Origin of the sequence: uncultured Clostridium sp., from assembly GCF_900547735.1 — a bacterium.
Taxonomy (GTDB): Bacteria; Bacillota; Clostridia; order Lachnospirales; family Lachnospiraceae; genus Otoolea.
The window spans coordinates 1-22,366 of the sequence record NZ_URHZ01000086.1 but is presented as its reverse complement, the minus strand read 5'-3'; the positions used below and the strand labels follow the sequence as shown (position 1 = coordinate 22,366).

At 50.3% G+C, this 22,366-nt stretch carries 19 protein-coding genes; 6 read left to right on the top strand and 13 right to left on the bottom strand.

From position 1 onward, the window contains the following. Positions 1–47: 47 nt before the first annotated feature. The 10 genes from trpA to QZT18_RS20305 form a co-directional block, all read right to left on the bottom strand. Positions 48–833 (bottom strand): tryptophan synthase subunit alpha, encoded by a 786-nt coding sequence (gene trpA, locus QZT18_RS20350; RefSeq protein ID WP_294150911.1) that lies wholly within the window; start codon positions 831–833, stop codon positions 48–50. Then, the gene (gene trpB / locus QZT18_RS20345) at positions 826–2,010 is read right to left on the bottom strand and encodes a tryptophan synthase subunit beta (RefSeq protein ID WP_294150908.1); all 1,185 of its coding nucleotides are present in this window, start codon (positions 2,008–2,010) and stop codon (positions 826–828) included. Before trpB ends, trpA begins: the two co-directional genes overlap by 8 nt. After that, the gene (locus QZT18_RS20340) at positions 2,007–2,618 is read right to left on the bottom strand and encodes a phosphoribosylanthranilate isomerase (protein ID WP_294150907.1); all 612 of its coding nucleotides are present in this window, start codon (positions 2,616–2,618) and stop codon (positions 2,007–2,009) included. The genes trpB and QZT18_RS20340 overlap by 4 nt, the downstream gene beginning before the upstream one ends. Beyond that, positions 2,615–3,424, bottom strand: coding sequence for an indole-3-glycerol phosphate synthase TrpC (gene trpC, locus QZT18_RS20335; RefSeq protein ID WP_294150905.1), 810 nt, complete (start codon positions 3,422–3,424; stop codon positions 2,615–2,617). Before trpC ends, QZT18_RS20340 begins: the two co-directional genes overlap by 4 nt. A gap of 28 nt (positions 3,425–3,452) precedes the next feature. Then, complete coding sequence (trpD, locus tag QZT18_RS20330; RefSeq protein ID WP_294150904.1) at positions 3,453–4,463, bottom strand: anthranilate phosphoribosyltransferase; 1,011 nt, start codon at positions 4,461–4,463, stop codon at positions 3,453–3,455. A gap of 42 nt (positions 4,464–4,505) precedes the next feature. Then, positions 4,506–5,075 (bottom strand): aminodeoxychorismate/anthranilate synthase component II, encoded by a 570-nt coding sequence (locus tag QZT18_RS20325; RefSeq protein ID WP_294150902.1) that lies wholly within the window; start codon positions 5,073–5,075, stop codon positions 4,506–4,508. Next, positions 5,072–6,559: an anthranilate synthase component I gene (trpE, locus tag QZT18_RS20320; protein ID WP_294150900.1), complete on the bottom strand. Its 1,488-nt coding sequence runs from the start codon at positions 6,557–6,559 to the stop codon at positions 5,072–5,074. The genes QZT18_RS20325 and trpE overlap by 4 nt, the downstream gene beginning before the upstream one ends. Positions 6,560–7,209: 650 nt before the next feature. Then, positions 7,210–7,611, bottom strand: a complete 402-nt coding sequence (locus QZT18_RS20315; protein WP_294150898.1) for a DUF2752 domain-containing protein — start codon at positions 7,609–7,611, stop codon at positions 7,210–7,212. Then, positions 7,604–7,948 (bottom strand): DUF4234 domain-containing protein, encoded by a 345-nt coding sequence (locus tag QZT18_RS20310; protein ID WP_294150896.1) that lies wholly within the window; start codon positions 7,946–7,948, stop codon positions 7,604–7,606. The genes QZT18_RS20315 and QZT18_RS20310 overlap by 8 nt, the downstream gene beginning before the upstream one ends. 121 nt (positions 7,949–8,069) lie before the next feature. After that, on the bottom strand, positions 8,070–8,534 hold the full coding sequence (locus tag QZT18_RS20305) for a methylglyoxal synthase (protein WP_294150894.1): 465 nt from the start codon (positions 8,532–8,534) through the stop codon (positions 8,070–8,072). 412 nt (positions 8,535–8,946) lie between these two features. Here QZT18_RS20305 and QZT18_RS20300 point away from each other — a divergent pair, with 412 nt between their 5' ends. Next, positions 8,947–11,109, top strand: a complete 2,163-nt coding sequence (locus QZT18_RS20300; protein WP_294150892.1) for a hybrid sensor histidine kinase/response regulator — start codon at positions 8,947–8,949, stop codon at positions 11,107–11,109. A gap of 92 nt (positions 11,110–11,201) precedes the next feature. Here QZT18_RS20300 and QZT18_RS20295 read toward each other — a convergent pair whose 3' ends face one another. Then, complete coding sequence (locus QZT18_RS20295; protein WP_294150890.1) at positions 11,202–11,633, bottom strand: zinc ribbon domain-containing protein; 432 nt, start codon at positions 11,631–11,633, stop codon at positions 11,202–11,204. Between the two features lie 711 nt (positions 11,634–12,344). Between QZT18_RS20295 and QZT18_RS20290 the strand changes: the two genes are divergently transcribed. The 5 genes from QZT18_RS20290 to QZT18_RS20270 all read left to right on the top strand — a co-directional run bounded on the left by QZT18_RS20290 (position 12,345) and on the right by QZT18_RS20270 (position 19,909). Continuing rightward, the gene (locus QZT18_RS20290; protein WP_294150889.1) at positions 12,345–13,700 is read left to right on the top strand and encodes an ABC transporter ATP-binding protein; all 1,356 of its coding nucleotides are present in this window, start codon (positions 12,345–12,347) and stop codon (positions 13,698–13,700) included. A gap of 13 nt (positions 13,701–13,713) precedes the next feature. Beyond that, a complete protein-coding gene (locus QZT18_RS20285; protein WP_294150888.1) occupies positions 13,714–14,640 on the top strand; it encodes a class I SAM-dependent methyltransferase in 927 nt (308 codons plus the stop codon). A 5-nt stretch (positions 14,641–14,645) separates the two neighbouring features. Continuing rightward, positions 14,646–17,765, top strand: coding sequence for a glycosyltransferase (locus QZT18_RS20280; protein ID WP_294150885.1), 3,120 nt, complete (start codon positions 14,646–14,648; stop codon positions 17,763–17,765). A gap of 249 nt (positions 17,766–18,014) precedes the next feature. Further along, positions 18,015–18,884: an AraC family transcriptional regulator gene (locus QZT18_RS20275; protein WP_294150883.1), complete on the top strand. Its 870-nt coding sequence runs from the start codon at positions 18,015–18,017 to the stop codon at positions 18,882–18,884. 830 nt (positions 18,885–19,714) lie between these two features. Continuing rightward, positions 19,715–19,909, top strand: a complete 195-nt coding sequence (locus tag QZT18_RS20270) for a hypothetical protein (RefSeq protein ID WP_294150881.1) — start codon at positions 19,715–19,717, stop codon at positions 19,907–19,909. Between the two features lie 140 nt (positions 19,910–20,049). On the opposite strand, the gene QZT18_RS20265 is transcribed toward QZT18_RS20270, so the two are convergent. Both QZT18_RS20265 and QZT18_RS20260 read right to left on the bottom strand, forming a co-directional pair. Then, the gene (locus QZT18_RS20265; RefSeq protein WP_294150879.1) at positions 20,050–21,819 is read right to left on the bottom strand and encodes a M56 family metallopeptidase; all 1,770 of its coding nucleotides are present in this window, start codon (positions 21,817–21,819) and stop codon (positions 20,050–20,052) included. Beyond that, a complete protein-coding gene (locus QZT18_RS20260; protein WP_294150876.1) occupies positions 21,816–22,175 on the bottom strand; it encodes a BlaI/MecI/CopY family transcriptional regulator in 360 nt (119 codons plus the stop codon). The genes QZT18_RS20265 and QZT18_RS20260 overlap by 4 nt, the downstream gene beginning before the upstream one ends. Between the last annotated feature and the right edge of the window lie 191 nt (positions 22,176–22,366).

Sequence of the window (22,366 nt, the reverse complement as noted above, 5' to 3'; positions counted from 1 at the left end):
CCCCTCACCATCCCGAACCCCGACCGTCCCGGCGGCGTTCTCATTCCTCAATTAATCCCCCTTATGGCGTCCTTCATTTCCTTCACATACTCTTTCACATACGGAACACACTCTTCCCCATACTGTTTACAGAGCTTCACAATCGCGCTTCCCACAATCACGCCGTCCGCCTTGACGGCCATGTTTTTTGCCTGTTCCGGAGTGGAAATTCCGAACCCGATGGCGCAGGGGATATCTTTTGCCTGTTTTACGAGCTTTACCATTGCACCGACATCCGTGGTGATACTGGTGCGGACTCCGGTTACGCCCAGGGAGGAGACGCAGTAGACGAAACCGCTGGCTTCTGCGGCAATTCTGGCGATCCGGGCGTGGGAGGTGGGGGCGATCAGGGAAACCAGCTCCATTCCGTATTTTTTGCAGACCTTGTCAAATTCTTCTTTTTCCTCAAAGGGAACGTCCGGAAGAATGAGACCGTTCATGCCGATTTCCGAGGCGGTGCGCACGAAACGCTCCGTTCCGTAGGAAAACACCACGTTGGCATAGGTCATAAATAACAGGGGAATGGAAGTCTTTTCACGGATACGTGATACCATCTCAAATATTTTATCCGTGGTGACGCCTCCGGCCAGGGCGCGTTCGTTGGCGTTCTGAATGACGGGCCCCTCGGCCGTCGGATCGGAGAATGGGATACCCAGCTCGATTAAATCGGCTCCGGCTTCTTCCATTGCGTAAACTAACTGTTCGGTGATGTCGAGCGACGGATCGCCGCAGGTGATAAATGGGATAAATGCTTTTCCGGCTGCAAATGCATCCTTTATGGTAATTTTATTCATGGAGATCCTCCCCTCTGTAACGTGCGATTGCGGCGCAGTCCTTATCGCCGCGGCCTGAAAGTGTGATGACAATAATCTGTTCTTTGCCCATGGACGGGGCAATTTTCCTGGCATGGGCGACCGCGTGGGCGCTCTCAATGGCCGGGATGATTCCCTCCAGCCGTGACAGGTATTCAAATGCATCGACCGCCTCGTCATCGGTAACGGGCACATATTCGGCGCGTCCGAGGTCGTGGAGGTAAGCGTGCTCCGGTCCGATGCCCGGATAGTCCAGGCCGGCGGAAATAGAATAGACCGGTGCGATCTGGCCGTATTCGTCCTGACAGAAATAAGACTTCATGCCGTGGAAGATGCCGAGTCTGCCCGTGGCAATAGTGGCGGCCGTTTCGGCGGTATTTACACCGCGCCCCGCGGCCTCGCAGCCGATGAGACGGACGCTCTCGTCACCGATAAAATTATAGAATGTACCGATCGCATTGGAGCCGCCCCCGACACAGGCCATAACGGCGTCGGGCAGTTTTCCCTCCAGTTCCAAGATCTGTTCCCTGATTTCCTTTGAAATGACTGCCTGGAAATCGCGGACGATGGTGGGGAAGGGGTGAGGTCCCATGCAGGAACCGAGGACGTAATGGGTATCTTCGATCCGGCTGGTCCATTCGCGCATGGTTTCCGACACCGCATCCTTGAGGGTTCCGGTTCCGCTTGTCACGGCATGGACCTTGGCGCCCAGGAGACGCATCCGGTAGACATTCAGCGCCTGGCGCTCCGTGTCCTCTTTCCCCATGTAAACCTCGCATTCCAAATCCATCAGAGCGGCCGCGGTGGCGGTGGCAACTCCGTGCTGTCCGGCTCCCGTTTCGGCGATCACCCTTGTTTTGCCCATCTTTTTCGCCAGAAGAACCTGGCCCAGCACATTGTTAATCTTGTGGGCGCCGGTGTGGTTTAAATCCTCCCTTTTCAGGTAGATTTTGGCTCCGCCCAGATCCTCCGTCATCCTCCTTGCGTAGTAGAGACGCGACGGCCTGCCCGCATAGTCATTGAGGAGGTCGGTCAGCTCCCGGTTGAACTGGGGATCATCTTTATAATGGTTATAGGCCTCTTCTAATTCGATCACCGCATTCATCAGGGTTTCCGGCATATACTGGCCGCCGTGAATGCCAAATCTTCCGTTTGTCATAGTTTTATTCTCCTTACTGCGGCAACCGCCGCCAGAATTTTCTCTTTGTCCTTTATACCGCCCGTCTCCACGCCGCTGCTCATATCAACGCCCCAGGGACGGACCGTTTTTACTGCTTCCTCCAGGTTGTACGGGCCAAGCCCTCCTGCGAGAAAGTATGGTCTTTTAATGTTTTTTAGAAGTGTCCAGTCAAAGGTGAGTCCCGTGCCTCCGCCGCCGTTATCTAAAAGGACTAAATCGGCGCTGCTTTTTTCGGCCTGCCGGAGCGATTCCGGGGAGGTGACTCTGAATGCCTTGATGACCGGCACATCTATTTCTTTCTTCAGGTCTGATATGTAAGTTTCATCCTCGGAGCCGTGAAGCTGGACGGCTCCCAGTGTATGGTCGCGGACAAGACTTATGATGGTGTCCTGCGGTTCATCTACAAAGACACCGGCCGGGACAATGGATTTACTGAGCCGGGAACGGAGGCTGCGAAGAGCCGCGGGGGTGATGTTTCTTCTGCTTTTTGGTACATTGATGATAAAACCGCAGTAGTCCGGCTGCGCCTCATTTACCCAGTCGATGTCAATGGGGCGAGTGAGACCGCAAATTTTGATTTTTGTCACCCGGAAACTCCTTTCAGCTCATTTAGCATGGCTTTTTTATCGGGAGAGCGCATCAGCGTTTCACCTATCAGAACGGCATCGGTGCCATTATCATGGAGTTTTTGAATATCTGCCGCCGTCCGGATGCCGCTCTCGGAAACAAAAAGGATTTCCGGAGGGACGAGGGAGCGGAGGCGGATGCTGTTGTTCAGATCCACCTGGAATGTTTTCAAATCCCGGTTATTAACTCCGATGATGGAGGCTCCGGCACGGACGGCCCTCATGACCTCTTCCTCGTCGTGCGCTTCGGTCAGCACATCGAGCCGGAGGGAAGAGGCAAGCTCCATATAGCTTTTAAGACGATCATCATCCAGGATGGCGCAGATCAGCAGGATGGCCGACGCGCCGCAAATTCTGGCCTGGTAAATCATGTATTCGTCAACGGTGAAATCTTTTTTCAAAACAGGGATATTTACGGAGCCGGAAATCTGACTCAAATACGCGTCGCTTCCCTGAAAATAAAAGGGCTCGGTCAGACAGGAAATGGCCGACGCGCCTGCGGCTTCATATTCCTTTGCAATGTCTAAATAAGGGAAGTCCTCTGCAATCACGCCCTTTGAGGGGGAAGCTTTCTTGACTTCACAGATAAACGACATTCCCGGTGCGGCCAGGGCCTGACGGAAGGTGGGACGGTCCGTTTTGGCGGAGCCGAATGCGGCCATGGTTTCGGCTTTACTTCTTATATCAAACAGGGGAAGATGTTTCCGTTCCTCTTTGATTCGTTCTCTTGTCTTTTCTGCTATGGCAGCAAGAATATTTTCATTCATTTATTTCTCTCCCGGATACGTCTGTTCCTCAGCGGTTGCTCTCACGTATAAATTCTTCCAGCTTCTTAAGCGCGTCCCCGTTGTCAATCAGACGTTCGGCCAGCCGCACTCCGTCTTCAAGTGTTTCCGTCCTTCCCGTCACATAGAGGGCGGCGCCGGCGTTCAGGCAGACGGCACAGCGTTTGGGGCCTCTTTCCTCCCCGCTTAAGATGGCTCTGGTGATTGCCGCGTTTTCCTCCGGGGTGCCGCCTGCCAGCTCTTCCTTGGCGCAGCGGGTGTAACCGAACTGTTCCGGCGTAATCTCGTAGGACTGGAACCAGCCGTCGCGGATTTCGCAGACCGATGTTGCGGAACTCATGGAAATCTCGTCGAGTTTATCCTGTCCGTATACGACCATACCCCTTGAGACGCCCAGCTTTGCCATTACCTGTGCCAGCGGTTCCACCAGCGCCTGCTCGTAAACGCCCATCAGTTCCATGTTGGCTCCGGCCGGGTTGGAGAGGGGGCCGAGAATATTGAATACGGTGCGGATGCTCAGTTCCTTGCGGATAGGAGCTACATATTTCATGGCGATGTGGTAGTTCTGGGCAAACAGGAAACAGATTCCGATTTTCTTTAAAAGTTCTGCGCTCTGCTCCGGCGTAATGTCGATTTTGACTCCCAGCGCTTCCAGAACGTCGGCCGCGCCGGATTTTGATGATGCGGCCCTGTTGCCGTGTTTTGCCACCGGCACGCCGCCGGCCGCGATGACCAGGGCGGAGGTGGTGGAGATGTTAAAGGAGTTGGCTCCGTCTCCTCCCGTCCCGACGATTTCCAGGACATCCATATCGTGAAGGAGTTTAATACAGTGGGCGCGCATCCCTGCGGCCGATGCGGTGATTTCGTCGATCGTTTCTCCTTTGATGGAGAGGGCGGTCAGGTAAGCGGCCATCTGTACCTGGCTGGCCTGACCTTCCATTATTTCATTCATAACCTGTTTTGCTTCCTCGTAGGACAGGTTCTCTTTTGTGGAAAGTTTGATAATTGCTTCGCGGATCATAGTTTTTACCTCCTGAAAATTATGTATTTAAAAATCCCCCGGTTAAAGACTGCATAGGAAGTTCTCTATCATCTTTTTACCCTGCGGGGTCATGATGGATTCCGGATGAAACTGGACGCCGTAAACGGGATATTCCCTGTGTTCCACGGCCATGATTTCGCCGTCTGCGGCGCGGGCCGTGATGCGCAGGCAGTCGGGAAGATACTTTTCCGATGCGGCCAGGGAGTGATATCTGGCTACCTGGACCGGCGGATTCATTCCCCGGAACAGAACGCTGTCCGGATCTGTGTCTATCATCGATGTTTTCCCGTGCATCAGTTCCTTTGCATAAGTGACAACGCCTCCCAGCGCGCTGCAGATGGCCTGATGGCCGAGGCAGACGCCCAGAATCGGGATTTTCCCGGTGAAATGTTCGATCACGTTCAGGATGATACCGGCATCCTCCGGGCGTCCCGGACCGGGTGAAATGACAATTGCTTCGGGGGCCATGGCCTCTATTTCATCTAGGGTGCAGGCATCGTTTCTGACCACCTTTATGTCGGGGTTGATGCTGCCAATCAACTGGTACAGGTTATAGACAAAACTGTCGTAATTATCTATCAGCAAAATCATAAGAGACCTCCTTCCGCCGCTTTCAATGCGTTTACTACGGCTTTTGCTTTGTTGCAGCACTCTTCAAATTCACGTTCCGGGACACTGTCCGCCACGATTCCGGCTCCCGACTGGACACATACGCGCCCGTTCTTCTTATAGGCCAGGCGGATGGCGATACAGGTGTCCATATTGCCCGTAAAGTCCAGATAGCCGATGGCGCCGCCGTAGATTCCCCTCTTTCTGCCCTCCAGTTCACCGATAATCTCACAGGCCCGCAGTTTCGGGGCTCCGGATAAGGTGCCTGCCGGTAAAATAGAGTCAATGGCGTCCACGGCGTCTTTATCCTTCCGGATTGTTCCCGATACGGTGGAACCGATGTGCATGACATGGGAGAACCTCTCAATGGTACAGTATTTTAAAACATTTACCGTGCCGAGACTGCATACCCTGCCGAGGTCATTTCTTCCCAGATCCACGAGCATGTTGTGTTCCGCCAGTTCCTTCGTATCGGCCAGCAGTTCGCGTTCAAGAGCCTGATCCTCCACGGTATTCCTGCCGCGGGGGCGCGTTCCGGCCAGCGGGAAGTTAAAGAGTGTTTCATTTTCCAGCTTTGCCAGCGTTTCCGGAGAGGCGCCTGCGATTTCTACGTCGTCACTGGAGAAATAGAACATATACGGGGAAGGATTCGTGGTGCGCAGTACCCGGTAGGTGTCAAAGAGGCTGCCTTCCGCCGCCGCAGTGAGCGGGTCGGAGAGAACCACCTGGAAGATATCGCCTTCGTGGATGTAGTGTCTGGCTTTTTCCACCATCCGGCAGTATTCTTTTTTGGAAAAGGCGGGGGTCAGCTCTTCTTTCAGTTTCAGAGGTTTGAAAACGGCCTTGGCTTCACTGCCCAGAAGTTTTTCTATCTCATCCAGTTTTTCGGAGGCATCGAGGTAGGAGCGGTCCGGGTCCGAGGGATCGACGCCTGCAATCAGGATCAGCTTTTGTTTATAGTGGTCGAAAACGATGACCCGGTCGAAGAGCATCAAATCCACATCGCAGAAATCGTCGTTTTTGAGTCCGCTTGTATTGAGGGACGGTTCGGCATATTTGATGTAGTCGTAGGAAAAATATCCTACGAGACCGCCTGTAAACGGCGGCATGTTTTCTAATTTCGGGCTTTTGTAATCGTCCAGGATGCGGCGGATGGCTTCGCCCGGATGGATGGTGCCGGTCGTGGTCTCTTCGGTCAGTTCGTCCTCCTCTCCGCGCCGCACCCGGAGAACCCCGTTTTTGCAGGTCAGTTCCAGACTGGGGGAGTAGCCGAGAAAGGAATAACGGCCCCATTTCTGATTGTCCTCGGCGCTTTCCAGAAGATAGCAGTGACGGCTTGCCGCTCTCAGCGTTCTCATCACTTCCACCGGAGTGAACCGGTCGGAGTAAACTTCGCGGGCGACGGGGATGCGGCGGTAGGAGCCGCTCTCAGCGATTTTTTTTAAGTCTTCCAGTGTTGGGTACATATAAAACCTCCTGTCTTATTTACCTGGTGTTCGGTCTCATTTTGGTGTATTGTCTCATTTAACCGGCTCTGTCGGGAGATTTTTACTGGCAGGCTGTACCTTTAAGAAAACAACGAAAAGCACGCTTCGCAAACTTTTCATTGCCACTCAATAAAAAATCCGCCCATGACAGAATAATGGTTTCTGTCAAGGACGGATATAAGTTCCGCGGTGCCACCTTGATTCATGGATCTCTCCATGCGCTTTGCGAGATACTGACATATCTCCGGCAACTGACGTATGCCCCACGTCACAGAGTACTCGGCGGTATAAAGCCTTTGACTGTGCCCTCGGCGGTCCATTTGGCAATCTGCAGTTCGATCCGGTTCTCAGCATCCCGGACTCTCTGTGCGCGCATAATTACTTTGATCTCCGCTTCATTGGTTTAAGCTAATGAATTAGTGAATTATTTTTGTACAATATACTATGTTTGAAATGATTTGTCAATTGCTTTTTTTAACCTCTTAACGGTTCGATTTTATCCTGTGTTACTTTTCACTCCCTGCCAGAAAGACGGCAGTGCAGCGAAAAGTAACCGCTTCGCGATGCACAGAAACGGCAAAAACGCCTCGCGGGATACATCCCGGGTGAACGGTAACTTTATCCTCCTTTTACGGAGAGGGGAAAAAACGTGCAGTTCCGGGCAGGTTGCGGAGCAGCCCGAAGAGCAGGAGAATACCAATCATAAAATAGATAACGATGGTCTGGGCGCGGGTCGGAAGGCGTTTTCCTGTTTTCACATACCGGACCGCCATCTGCAGAGCGATTACAAGGCCCGCGGGAAGCAGCAGGAGTATAACCGGATTGGCCCGGAGTGCCGTTTTAAAGTCGAGACGGAAGAGGGCGAGGCACATGCGGCTTACACCGCAGCCGGGGCAGTAAAGCCCTGTGACTTCATGGAACAGGCAGGGGATCAGGGGACGTCCCGCCAGAGTGCATAAGAAGATATAAAACAGGCCGGCTCCGAGGAGCCAGCCGATTCCGATGCACAGTTTCCGCAAACGTTTATGCATTTGGAAGATATTTATTCAGCTCATTCTGTAAAAGAGCATAAGCTACGATGCTCAGTCCGAACAGGCTGAGAAGCAGATAAATCACCGGCGCGCTTCCCCTTGGTTCGCCGTGCTGGTCATGAATCATCTCAACGGCATTTCCCATCTGGTACATCCAGTAGTAGGCATAAATTCCGCAGGTCAGCAGGGAAAACAGAAAAACCATTCCTCCGCTTGTCCCCATTCTGCCGGAAAGGGCATTTGTCTCGTCATTCAGTACAATCATCCAGTAAATTCCATAGATGCCGCACGTTACAAACAGCAGTAAAATACATACCGCAATATTGCGCTGTTTCATAGTCCGTGTCCTCCTTTGTGTCGTGTCCTGTCTGGAGCGTGTTTCAAAATTCATTCCCGCCCTCTGCACGCTCCGGGCAGTTTTGATTCTACCACAGCGGGAACGGCCGATCAACAGGAACCTACAGTGTTTCCGCCCTCTGCTTGATATTCTGGTGGAAATTGATAATGTCATGCTCATATTCCTGATTCATCAGGCTGGATGTAATCATAAAATCCGCGGTTGCCTTATTATTGGCGATGGGAATATCATAAACCTGCGCAATTCTGAGCAGCGCCTTGACGTCCGGGTCGTGGGGCTGGGCGGTCAGGGGGTCGGAGAAGAAGATGATAAAATCAATCTGTCCCTCAACAATCTTGGCGCCAATCTGCTGGTCGCCACCGAGAGGGCCGCTGTTGTAGCCCTTCACCGGCAGGGCGGTACAGTCCGTGATCATCCTGGCGGTAGTGCCTGTCCCGCACAGGAAATGTTTTTTCAGGATCTCCTTATTCTCCTCGCACCAGTTGATAAGATCCTTCTTTTTATTGTCATGTGCGATTAAAGCTATATTTTTCTGTTTTCCGATTGTCATTGTTAAAAAATCCATATAAATCACTCTCCTTTTCACTGATTGTGTTACAGCATGGCAGTAACCTGATTCTTGCATAAAATGAAAGAAATGTCAAGAAAAGAGAAATTATACGGCATAAATCATCGTATTTTCTGTATCCGTACCTTGTTGTGATTACCATGTGAGGAGCATCGGGGGAGATTTCTGACATTACTATTCTATTTTAACATTTTAATGTAAAATTCTCTTCTTCTGCGTGTAAAGGTATGGTATAATGTGCGCGTAGCGAACATTATACCTGCGCATACCGTTTTCTGCGTCTACCGCAGAAATACGGGCGCTAAGTTCCGTCGGAGACACGTATTCACAAAGTGAATATAGTATAATGTGCGCGTAGCGAACATGATACCTGCGGGAACAATCAGATAATATAAAAAGGGGAGTTACAGTGGAGAAACCGGGCATCGGCAGAAGAGCAGCCCTGAGAACAATCATATCGGTAGCCTGTATTTTTGTATCGGGATTTCTTCTTTTCTATGCGTATAAAAATATTACAAGAAACATGAGCGCCAGCAACCTGAGGAGAGTGGCACAGCAGAACTGCATGGTGTATGATATGCGGTTTGCGGATAACAGGAGCATGCTGCGCAATGTCAGCGAGACACTCAGGATGTTTAACCAGATGAGTGCGGAGGAACTTTCCGTTTATCTGGGGAGAAGCGCGGCCGACAACAACCTGTTTGGAATTTACCTGATAGACGAAGAAGGATATGCAGCGGGAAAAGGCGGGAAAAGGGAAAAAATTCAAAAGTCCGCAGATCTGAAGCTCCTCCTGGAGAAAAAGGAAGAAATATTCAGGGTAGGGCTTTTTAATGATTCGGAGGATGCCGTTTTCGTGAGCATTCCGGTGGAACCGTATGAGGTGGCCGGTTTCAGGGTAGCAGCGCTGGCTATGGCCTACAGCAATACGTCGTTATATGACAGCCTGAATAAGGAACTCTATGACGGGGACGCAACAGTTGTCCTCGCGGATGGATATGGAAATACCTTTATGCATTTTGCGGGGAAAGAGACGGAAGAAAAGGATTACGGGACGGTGGAAGAATACTTTTCGGGCTTGAAGTTTTCCGATAAAAACAAGCTGCCGAAAATGACGGAGTCCGCCATACAGGGACACGGCACCACGACATGGGTGAAGGATGAGCACAGGGAATACTGTCTCAGCGTGCTGCCGTTTGAGAGCATGGACGGCTATCAGCTCTTTATGGTGCCGTCGGAGGTGATAGAGGCGTCGGTCAGAGGAAAACTGGACGAGGTACTGCTGCAGTGCGGTCTGAGCCTGGTGCTGGTGGCCCTGACGCTTATTTATTTCAATCTGTACACCTACAGGCTCGACAAGGCCCAGTATATGGAGATCGTCTCCGCCCGCGACGCCGCCGAGGCTGCGAACCGGGCTAAGAGCAGCTTTCTTTCCAACGTGTCCCATGATATCAGGACGCCGATGAATGCCATCACCGGAATGGCCAGAATCGCCCAGGAAAATATAAGTGACGGGAAGTGTGTGACGGACTGCCTGACGAAAATCGATGTGTCTTCCAGGCTGCTTCTGGGAATTATTAACGATGTCCTCGATATGTCCAAGATTGAGGCCCAGAAGATCGAGCTGGCAAGCCAGGCGGTTTCCTTGACGGAGCTGATTGAGTCCAACCGGATGCTGGTGGAAAAAAAGGCGGAAGAAAAGAGGCTGTCCCTGACGGTCCATTGTGAAAATATCACCCATGACACCGTTTTGGGAGATCCGGTCCGTATCAGCCAGATTATCATGAATATTCTGAGCAATGCGGTGAAATGCACTCCCGATGGCGGCAGAATCACGGTGGAGGCCTCAGAGCTGCCCTGTGACAGGGAGGGAAAAGGACGGTACCGGTTCGTGATATCCGATACGGGCGTGGGAATGTCGGAAGAGTTCCAGAAACATATTTTTGAACCATTTACCCAGGAAAATGATTCCGGCCGTTCCAGCTATAAGGGAACCGGTCTGGGAATGGCTATTACAAAGAACCTGGTGGAATTGATGGGAGGACATATCGGGGTGGAGAGCAGTCCCGGCAAGGGATCCGTATTCCGCGTGGAACTTGTGCTGCCCCTGACCTCCCGGACGATGGTGCTCCGTGAAAAAGAGGAGGGCACCGGCTCCGTATTCAAATCGGAGGAAATCATGAACTGCCTTTGTGGAAAACAGTGTCTGCTGGTGGAGGACAATGAATTAAACGCGGAAATAGCGGAAACGTTTTTATCCATGGCCGGAATGAAAAGCATGAAAGCCGTCAACGGCCGGGAGGCGGTGGAGCTGTACCTGAAGATGGAACCGGGATTTTTCGATATAATTCTGATGGATATTCTGATGCCGGTGATGAACGGCTACGACGCCTGCCGGGAGATTCGGGCATCCGGGCGTCCGGACAGCCTGACGGTGCCGATCGTGGCAATGACGGCAAATGCATTCAGCGAGGACGTTGAACGGGCCGAAGAGAGCGGAATGAACGCCCATATAGCAAAGCCGATTGACGCGGATCGGATGATGCATGTGCTGAAAGAGGCGCTGGATTGACAATAAAAAGCCGCAGCCGCTTTCCTCAGAAAATGAGGAAGGCGGCTGCGGCTTTTAGAGTGCAGTATAATTCCACATCTGCTGCAAAACATTTATTTATTTTCCTTTGCTTCTGCCAAATAGTGCACAATCAGAAGGCCGACAGCCGCCAGAACGAACATGGCCGTCAAAACAAAAAACGCCGTAGCATAATTGCCGTTGATGATGTAATTATAGGCATCCCCGCCGACATAAGCGTTCGCGGGTTCATAGGGGTAATGGTCCCCGTCGTTGTAGCGCATCATTTTGTCAATTCCCTTGTAGAGCGTAAAACAGCCGCATGCCAATGAGGCAATCGCCAGCCAGCACCATACGCTTAATTTGCGGGCGGCCGCGGCCGCTGAAAACTCGTCGTGCCTCTCTTCGCAGACGGTTGGCTGATCTGCCGGTGTGGAAGGATTTTCCGGGATGACCATCTGCTGGCCGCATTGCGGACACGTGCCTGCGCCTTCGGGCAGTTGTGCCCCACATCTTTTACAAAACATAATTACTCCCCCTTTTTCCTGATTCATGCAATTTGCAGTAAATGGCATTGTTGTACTCTGCATGTTAGCAGACACGATCATTATAGGTTCATAAATTGCAAATTGCATATACATATTATGCATCCTACCTCTAAGTGTACAACCTTTCGAGCGGATATGACAGAACATTTTAAAATAAGACAAAAATTTCCAGAAATCTGTTCCGGTTTTATCATCTGTTTAAACTGAAACATTTCTATATGAAATTCCAAACTTTTCAGCAAAACTACGGCTACATAGTGCCCGCGACAATACCCTCCCCACTTGACGAAAGAGACAATCAGCCCCTGTAAGCCGGCGGACGGGGCAACAACCTTCCCTGGGTCTTCAGTCCCGTCGACAACCTGCCCGGGGGAAGGAGGAGAAACACTTTCCGAAGGGTGACCTTGAAGCCCGCCGGTGCTTAGCGAGGTCCCTCACGAGCTTAGCATCCGCTGTGCGCTTCACAAGCGGGAGCGTGTCCCCGCAGGAAAGTGTTTCTCCGGATTCCCCCTCGCCACAACCTAAAAACCGGGACTGAAGACTCATATACACCCTCCCACTCCCCCGTCCGCCGTCTCACAGAGGCGTCCTCGCATCTCAACTAAATTTCCCTTAAGCTTTTTGACAGTATGAAAAAAGGGAAGAATATGTTATAATACAAACGATTATACGCATTTTTTGGAGGAAACAATGGCTGCAGAATACGCAATTGAAATAAAAGATGTAACAAAAATTTACCGGCTGTATGAAAAACCCATTGACCGTCTGAAGGAATCGCTGAATATCGGTCATAAGGAGTATCATAAGGACTTCTATGCCCTCAGCGACATTTCTTTTTCCGTGGAAAAGGGACAGACAATCGGAATCATCGGAACGAACGGTTCCGGTAAATCCACGATATTAAAAATTATAACCGGAGTCCTGACGCCGACGTCGGGCCAGGTGAAGGTGGATGGCACGATATCGGCCCTACTGGAACTGGGAGCCGGTTTTAACATGGATTATACCGGAATTGAAAACATCTATATGAACGGAACGATGATGGGATTTTCCAGAAAAGAGATGGAGGCCAAGCTTCAGGATATCCTGGAATTTGCCGACATCGGCGATTTCGTTTACCAGCCGGTAAAGACGTATTCCAGCGGTATGTTCGTGCGGCTGGCTTTTGCACTGGCGATTAACGTGGAGCCGGAGATTCTGATTGTGGACGAGGCCCTGTCGGTCGGCGATGTTTTCTTCCAGTCCAAGTGTTACCGGAGGATGGACGAGATCAGGAAAAACGGGACGACAATCGTCATGGTTACCCATGATATGGGCAGTATTATCAAATACTGTGATAAGGTAGTCCTGTTAAACAGAGGTGAATTTATCGCCGAGGGTTCCGCGGGCAAGATGGTGGATATGTACAAGAAAATCCTGGCAGGCCAGATGGAGGCGCTGCGGGAGGAACTTGCACAGATAAGCGATTTTTCCGGTGAAAAGGTTGTGCTGGCCGAGATGGGCGGCGGGGAAGCGGGAGAAGATTCGGCTTCCGCAGACAAGGCGTCCGGCCCTTCTCTTATGCGGAACAAACTGACGGTCAATTTAAACCGCGAGGAATACGGAGACGGAAGGGCGGAAATATTTGATATGGGCCTGATCGACCAGAGAGGCAATATCACAAACCTCCTTTTGAAGGGGGAATCGTTTACAATCAAGGAGAAGATCCGGTTTAACGATGCCATACAGGCTCCTATTTTTACCTATACGATCAAGGACAAGAAGGGCAACGACCTGACCGGCACCAATACCCTGTTTGAAGGAACCGATATAAAGCCGGTCAAAAAAGGCGATGTTTATGAGGTGGCGTTTACGCAGAAGATGACGCTTCAGGGCGGAGAGTATCTGCTGTCCATGAGCTGCACCGGTTTTGAAAACGGGGAGCACGTAGTGTACCACCGGCTTTACGACGTGGTGAACATCACTGTGATTTCCAATAAGAACACGGTTGGAGTCTACGATATGGAACCGGAAGTGGAAGCGGTGCTTGTGGACGCCGATGTGTAAGGAGACCCTTAAGATGGAGAATTTGAACAATAGTGCGAACATAACGAAAAACAGGAAAACGAAAAAGAGCCTGAACGGTGAGATCCTGAGTCTGATAGATAAATATACGACGGACACGGGCTTAGATATAAAGAGGGCTTTAAAGGAAAATAAACGTCTGGATTACCTCTATGCGCTGGCTCCGCTTCGGGAAAATCTCCTGGAGTGGTATGATTTTAAAGAGGGCGGACCGCTCCTTCAGGTGGGGGCCGATTTCGGCGCGCTGACCGGGCTGTTTTTAAAGAGGACGGGGAATGTGACGGTACTCGACGAGTCGGAGGAGAGCCTTTCCGTGGTAAAAACCAGATATCAGGAAAATTCAGGACTCAGGCTGGAATGCGGCAGTCTGGAGTCTTATGCCGAAAACCCTGAGAATCACGGCAGGTTTGCCTATGTGACGGTAATAGGTTCTCTGCACGCGGAAAGCCGGGCGGGAGAGAAAGATCCGCTCGACGGGCAGATTCGCGCGGCCAGACAGCTTCTGGCGCCGGGCGGAACACTGATTCTTGCGGCCTGCAACCAGTTTGGCCTCAAGTATTTTGCCGGTGCAGAGAGGGACGCGGTGAGCGTGACGAAGCGGAAACTGGAGAACTGTCTGGAGGGAGGAAGATTCTATTATCCAATGCCGGATTACCGTCTTCCCTCTTCCATCTATTCCGAATGGTATCTGCCGAAAAAGGGCGATTTGACCGGAATGCTGGCACTCTACGATTATCCGGAATATCTGCTGATGGACGTGGGAGCCGCATACGACGCCGTCTGTGAGGACGGCCAGTTTGAGAATTTCGCGAATTCTTTTCTCGTGATATGGACCGAGGGGAGCCGGCAGGTTCCTGTACACGGAGCAAACAGGAACGACGGCAGGATGCCGGGCACCCGTAACAATGAAAAAGGAGAATAGACACCGTGTCAGAGTTAAGGTTTGTTAAATACAACAGGACGAGGCAGGAGAAATTTCAGATCAAGACACAGATTCTGGAAGAGAACGGAACGCGCTTTGTCGAGAAGACCGCCCTCTGTGAGGAGGGAATTCCACATATCCGCTCGTTTGATGAAAAATATAATCTTTTGACCAGCCAGAATGGGAGCATGAAGCTGGTGAAGCCGGAGGTGTTCGAAGACGGATGGACCGCCCGCTTCGATTATCTGCAGGGCAGGACGATGGCGGAGATTCTGGGTGAAGAACTGGCCTCGGGCGATATCGTTGCCGCCGTGAAAAGAGGAATGGAACTGCTCTATGATATCAAGCCGGAATTCATCTCGGATTTCCATGTGACGCCGGAATTTAAAGAGGTGTTCGCATCGGCGGGCGAACCGGTGGAGGTGGAAGAGAAGGGACCGGCCTATGCCGCCTCCAACATTGACGCCCTGTTTGAAAATATGCTGGTGACGGAGGAGGGGGTCTATGCCCTTGACTATGAGTGGGTATTTCTGTTTCCGGTCCCGGCCGGTTTTGTGAAGTACAGGACGCTCCACTATTTTTACAGACAGTATCAGAGTATCATTCGTGAAAAATTTGGGGATCAGGCCTCATTTTTAAAAGAATTCGGCGTTGAGGAGAAGCTGCTTGTCCTTTATGAGAAGATGGAGCGCAGTTTCCAGGAGTACGTCCATGGGGAGAACCAGAGGACATACCAGGAAGATTTTATGGTGAAGACGAAGACGCTCACCGAGCTTAAGCAGGTGGATGGGGAACTGGAACGCGCCAGGGAACGGTTAAGCCAGCTTCGGGCGGAGATTTCCGAGAAGGACACCGCGCTTAAAAAAGTGCAGGAGGTTCAGCGCCTGACGAATAACCATGTGGCAAACCTGGAAGTGATCATCGCCGATCTGCGCCGTGAGATCGGAGAGATGGGGAAAACCCTGACCTATTTAAACCGCCACGAGGCAGTCATATTTAAAATCAGAAGAAAACTAGGACAGGCATTCAACAGAGCTTACCCGAAGGGAACCAGGAAACGCAAGATTCTGGGATACTGGAAAAATACGCTGCTTCATCCGGTCCGATCCATCGGAATGTATACGTCGGAGGAAGGGAAGAACAGAATTAAGGGAGATTTTGAAATCGGTGAGGAGTACCTTCAGTACGGAAAACTTAATTTTCCTGCGGAGGAAAACCCGGAGGTATCGATTATTATTCCGGTGTACAACCAGATCCACTATACCTATCTCTGTCTGGCCTCCATTCTGGAACATACGAAGGATGTGAGCTATGAAATCCTGATAGCCGATGACGTTTCAAGCGATGCTACGGAGCATCTGGGAGAGTTTGTCTCAAATATCACGATTTGCAGGAATGAAACCAATCAGGGATTTTTAAGGAACTGTAACAATGCGGCTAAATCGGCAAGAGGCCGTTATGTGATGTTTTTAAATAACGATACGCAGGTGACGGAGGGCTGGCTCAGTTCTCTCGTAAATCTGATTCAGTCGGATCCTTCCATCGGAATGGTCGGTTCCAAGCTGGTTTATCCAGACGGCCGCCTCCAGGAGGCCGGAGGGATTATCTGGAGTGACGGTTCCGGATGGAATTACGGCCGCCTGGACAATCCCGATAAGGCGGAATATAACTATGTGAAAGATGTGGATTATATTTCGGGCGCCGCCATCCTTCTGTCCAATGAACTGTGGAAACGGATTGGCGGTTTTGACGAGCGCTATGCACCGGCCTACTGTGAGGATTCGGATCTGGCCTTTGAGGTCAGAAAAGCCGGATACAGAGTGGTTTATCAGCCGCTCTCAAAGGTAATCCATTTTGAAGGAGTCAGCAATGGAACGGATGTAAACGGCGAGGGCCTGAAACGGTATCAGGTGGAAAACAGTGAGAAACTGAAGGAAAAATGGAAAGAGGAGTTTCAAAAACAGTGTGTCAACACCGGCAGCCCGAACCCATTCCGCGCGCGGGAGAGAAGTATGGGAAAACCCGTCATCCTGGTGGTGGATCACTATGTCCCGACGTTTGACAAGGACGCCGGTTCCAAAACCACATTCCAGTACCTGAAGATGTTTTTGAAAAAGGGGTACGTGGTGAAGTTCGTGGGGGACAATTACCTCCATGAAGAACCTTACACAACGGTCTTACAGCAGATGGGCATCGAGGTCCTTTACGGGCAGGAATATCTGACCGGTATCTGGGACTGGTTTAATAAGAATGGGAAAGAGATAAACGTCGCCTATCTGAACCGCCCCCATATTGCTACAAAATATGTGGATTATATTGCGGAACATACCGGTATCAAGATTATTTACTATGGCCACGATCTCCATTTTCTGAGAGAATTCAGGGAATATGAACTGACCGGTGACCTGCAGAAAAAGAGGGATTCCGAATACTGGAAATCCATCGAGTTCACGCTGATGCATAAGGCGGCCGTTTCCTATTACCCGTCGGTTGTGGAGGAAGAGGCCATCCACGACGTGGATGAGACAATTAATGTGAAGGCAATTACGGCTTATGTGTACGATACCTTCCTGGAAAACCTGAATATGGACTTTGCAAAGAGGGAAGGCCTTCTGTTTGTCGGAGGATTTGCCCACCCGCCGAATGCGGATGCGGTGCTGTGGTTTGCAAAAGAGGTTTTCCCGATGATAAGGGAAAAACTGGACGTGAATTTCTACGTTGTAGGCTCCCGGGTGACCGAGGAGATAAAGGCGCTGGAACAGCCGGGCAGCGGAATTATCGTTAAGGGATTTGTCTCCGAGGAAGAGCTGTCAGAGCTTTACCGGAACTGCCGGATCGTCGTTGTGCCGCTCCGGTACGGCGCGGGCGTGAAGGGCAAGGTGGTCGAGGCTATTTATAATGGAGCTCCCATTGTGACTACTTCCGTGGGCAGCGAGGGTATTCCGGGTGTGGAGGACGTGCTGCTTGTGGAAGACAAACCGGAGGATTTTGCGAAGGCGGTGACGGAGCTTTACGGCGATGAGAAGCGGCTTTGTGAACTTTGCGCGCGGACACAGGAGTATATTAAGGATCATTTCAGCGTGGATGCGGCGTGGGAAGTGGTTCGGGAAGATTTTGAAGAATAGCTGTTATCGTGAACAGTAATGAATAACTGGTTTTTACGGAAGACAGACGGAAAATAGACGGAAAACAGATACCGGGGAAGTTGTGGTATCTGTTTTCTTGATTTAACGGAGAAAGGTTTTCTATGCTCTTTTCCGCTGCGAACAGAGGCTGGGAGAAAAGTGCCGAAGAGGCGGAAGGAAAGGCGGCAAAAATAGTCGAGCCATATTTTTCTGTTTATCCTATAATGCACAAGTAAGGAGGTGAGAGACATGCAGGAACAGATTGAAGCGGTCCAGAGAATGCAGGATTATATCGGGGAGCATCTGACGGAGAATATCACACTGGCGGAGTTATCCCGTGTTTCCCTGTTTTCGCCGTGGTATTCCTACCGCCTGTTTACACAGCAGGTTGGAATCACACCGGCCGATTACATCCGCAGGATGCGTCTGTCGAGGTCGGCGTTTAAGCTCCGGGACGACTCATGCCGGATTGCAGATGTGGCTTTTGAGATGGGATTTGGCAGTGTGGACGGATACCAGAGGGCATTTCTGCGGGAGTTCGGCTGTAATCCGCGGGAATATGCATTAAATCCGGTTCCTTTGTATCTCTTTACTCCATATGGTGTGAAGTTCAGGAATATTGAAAGGAGAACGGATATGGAAAACTTAAAGAACGTATTCATCCAGGTAATTGAGAAACCGGCCCGTAAGGTCATCATTAAGAGGGGCGTCAAGGCAAATGATTATTTTGCCTACTGTGAGGAGGTTGGCTGTGATGTCTGGGGGCTGCTCCAGAGTATCAAATCAATCAGCGGAGAGCCTGTCTGCATGTGGCTGCCGCATCGGTTTATAAAACCGGGAACTTCGGAGTATGTACAGGGTGTGGAAGTGTCTTACGGTTATGATGGCATCGTTCCGGAGGGGTTTGAGGTACTTGATCTGCCCGCGGCAAAGTATATGATGTTCCAGGGGGAACCGTTTGCAGAGGAAGACTACTGTGTGGCCATCGATGAGGTTAAGGAGGCAATCAGAAGATATAATCTCTCTGTGACCGGATATGCGTGGGATGATGAAAATCCCAGAATCCAGCTGGAACCGATCGGCAGCAGGGGATATATTGAGATGCTGGCGGTTAAATAAAATCGGCTGTTATACGGATGCGATGATATAAAGGTGAAATGAGTCCCCGTCGGGGAACAGTGGGTTTGTCAAGTTAAAGGTGTAAATTTTGGATTTTTATGATACCGGCGGAGGGTTTCGCCGGTATCTTCTCTTTGCTTTTCTCATGGACTTACTATTGCTGATTTTGGGGCATTTAAAATAGACTTGCTGACTTAGTTGGCTGCTTTAGTGCTTAATGCTCGCTCATATTTTCCGATTTTTTATTACAAAATCCGCCTTATCGACGATACAGTAATGCCCATTGTGAATCCCTTCGATTATTTTTACCTCCAACGCATATTTCCCTTCTGTTTTTCTTACCCCTCAACTGTAAATTGAAAGGGCTGGATTTCAATTTACAGTCAGGACAAACGCATGAGTAAATAAAATGTGGACAAATCCCCTTTTTCTGATATGATTAAAAAAGGGGAAGTTGTCAATGAATGAACTGCTGGACTGGTAGCGAATATCGGCAGCTTTTAAATGACAACAAGTGCAAGCATTAAAAAGGGAAAAGTAACTGTAAAAACAAATTAGAAATAAAATAGCATTGTCATAATAGGCATACCAATTTTGGGTTTCTTCTGGTAGAAAGGATAGACAAATAATGAGTGTTTGGCAAGATATTATAATGATTCTCTTCGTTATCACAGCATTGATTACGGTATGCATATTCCGTTCAAAAATCATAACGATGGTATATCAGTATTTAAAAAAGAAAAGGTAAGCGGAATAAAATAAAGAGGATGTGGTAAAAGCTTTTGCAGAAGAGAAAAATACGCTAACCGGAAGTCATTGAGGAGGTTTTTATGAATAAAAAATTCCTTTCGTCTCTTGTGATTTGGCTTTTTTTTGCGGCTGTAATAACCATTACTGGCGTAAGAACTGCGATAACATGTGATTTGAATGGCCCTTATTTGGGGCTCTTTGCTATTGTAACTCTTTTTGCTTCTTATACATTAATAGCGAGCCTCATTAAAATATTTAAAAACCGGGGAGAGTGATTTTTTTAGATGAATAGTTGCAAAGTCCCGCTGAGAATCAAATCTTCAGCGGGGCTTTTTAGGCGTTAAAACCGAGTGAATTGTTTCTATTTCTTCTCCACTGCTTTCCAGAATTCTGTTCCGTTCCTTCCGGCAGTATTCTAACGGAATTCTATCCCCATCCCGTCCAGATACAGACTGATTTCCGGATCGTCCTCCGTAGTAGTGAGGCGCATCAGAAAATAGCCGTCCTCTGTCACCAGATCGCTCCCGCTGTACATATTGACAGTGATTTTCCGGCTGTCCCCGTTGGCCGTTTCCATGCTCCAGGGATAGCGTCCTCCTCCGTTATAATAGACATAGAAGGTGTTACCGTGCGATGACGGAACCTTCATCAGATAGGCGCCCTGGTTTTTATCACACTGTTGTATCCAGTCTTTGACATTTTCGCCAACGCTGTCTTTTCTTATATCGCTTCCTCTGATTCCGGCCGCGTCAAGTATCTGCGTGCCGTCCATTGTAATATAGGGGATTCCGTCACCGGGGCGTCCGGGGTAACCCGTATCTTCTTTCTCCCATTCCTTTTTGTCCCATCCGGGGGTGATGTCCTCCATATTGTCCAGCAGTTCATCTGCAATTGTTTTATCCAGCTCCCTTATTCCTGTAAGATTGCCGTTCTGGTCCCGGACGGCTTCGAGACACAGCATGCTGTCGGCGCCGCGATCGTGGTAGCATAAATCAAAGGAATAGGAATTCTTTTCATTTCCATGGTCCTGGAATGATACGAAAAGCTTTACCCTCCGGCCATTATAGTAAACTGCGTCCTGCTCCGGGTCATAGGTCACGCCGTAGGAGGCATACTGCCTGAAATTTTCCATCAGGCTGTCCGTGCGGCTCTTGTAGTTATAAGAGGTCTGTTTCACATCTTCACCAGGTTTCGGTTTTTCTAATGGAAGTGCGGCGCTGACCGGGCTTGTGACAAAGCCTGCGGTAAACAGCGCTGCCGCCAGGGTATAGGCTGCGGCAGCCATACGGGATGTCTTTTTAAAATTTAACACGTTCTTTATCCTCTCTTTCATATAGCGGATACTGCCGCCTCCAAAGGCAAGAGGACTTAAAAGTCCCGGCTTACGGGCGTACAGGCTGACGAGTGACGTGGAGTAAATCCGGCGGATATCGCTGTCCGCCGTGCGCAGGACAGCCTCGTCACATGACATTTCCATATCTTCTGACATAAGCCGGTAACTGACCCATACAAGAGGGTTAAACCAGTGAACGGTGAGTGCCAGAAAGGCAAGAAACTTTAACACGTAATCCCGCCGTCTGATATGCACCCGCTCATGCGCCAGGACACAGTCCAATTGTTCCTGCCCCAGTTCCGAGGGGACATAGATTCTGGGACGGATTAAGCCAAGCACAAAGGCGGTGGATATCTTATCCGTTTCAAAGATATTGTCATATACAAGGGTTGCATCGTAGATCCTGCGTTTCAGGCGGATATAGGCGGCAGCCGAATAAACCAGAATCACGGCAGTGCCAAAGAGCCAGACATATGCGGCTCCTGTAAGAACAGTCTGCAGCGGTGAAATGGCCCTGTCTGCTTCAGGTGCATTGGGAATATCCCCGGATTCAGGCCCGGTATGTCCGAGCAGCCGGTTTACCGTAGTGTCAATGGCCGTAAGTCCGCTGTTAATCTGTGGATTCCCCTCTGTGACCGTCACCGGCGGTATCAATTCGCGGTTGACCGGCATGAAACTGGCCGCGCTTTCAAAACTGAAGGGACAGAGGAGGCGCAGAAATACGACGGCCCACAGGGAATAGGAAAACAGTTTCGGTGCATTTTTCAGGAGAATCCGAACCAGCATGACGGCGATAGCAGCAATTCCGGCCGTAATGCTCATGTTGAGTACGGTAATCAGAAGATGATTCATTCTTTCGCCTCCTCTATCATTTTTAAAAGAACATCCGTCTCCTTATCGTTCAGGGATTTATCTTTCAGGAACGCCGCGACAAAAGAGGGGAGGGAGCCGCCAAACGCCTTTTCAAGCAGCATCTCGGCCTCGTATTTCTGCACCTGTTCCCTTTTCACAAGAGCTGTCACCGTGGCATTCTCATTTTTGATAAAACCGCGTTCGGAGAGTTTACGGATGACCGTGTAGGTAGTAGGCCGCTTCCATCCCAGTCGCTCCCCGCAGATAACGGAGAGCTCCCTGGAGTTAATAGGCTCCACCTCCCACACAATGTTCATAAACTTAAATTCTGCATCGTACAGTTTCAAATCCGTCATTTCCGGCCTCCTCAGTTTATTGTGATAAACTATTATAGGCTTAGTTTACTGCAATAAACTGGATAAGTCAATGGGGGATTTTAGTTGAGATGCGAGGACGCCTCTATAGGACGGCGGACGGGGAGTGGGAGGGTGTATATGAGTCTTCAGTCCCGGTTTATAGGTTGTGGTGAGGGGGAATCCAGGAGAAA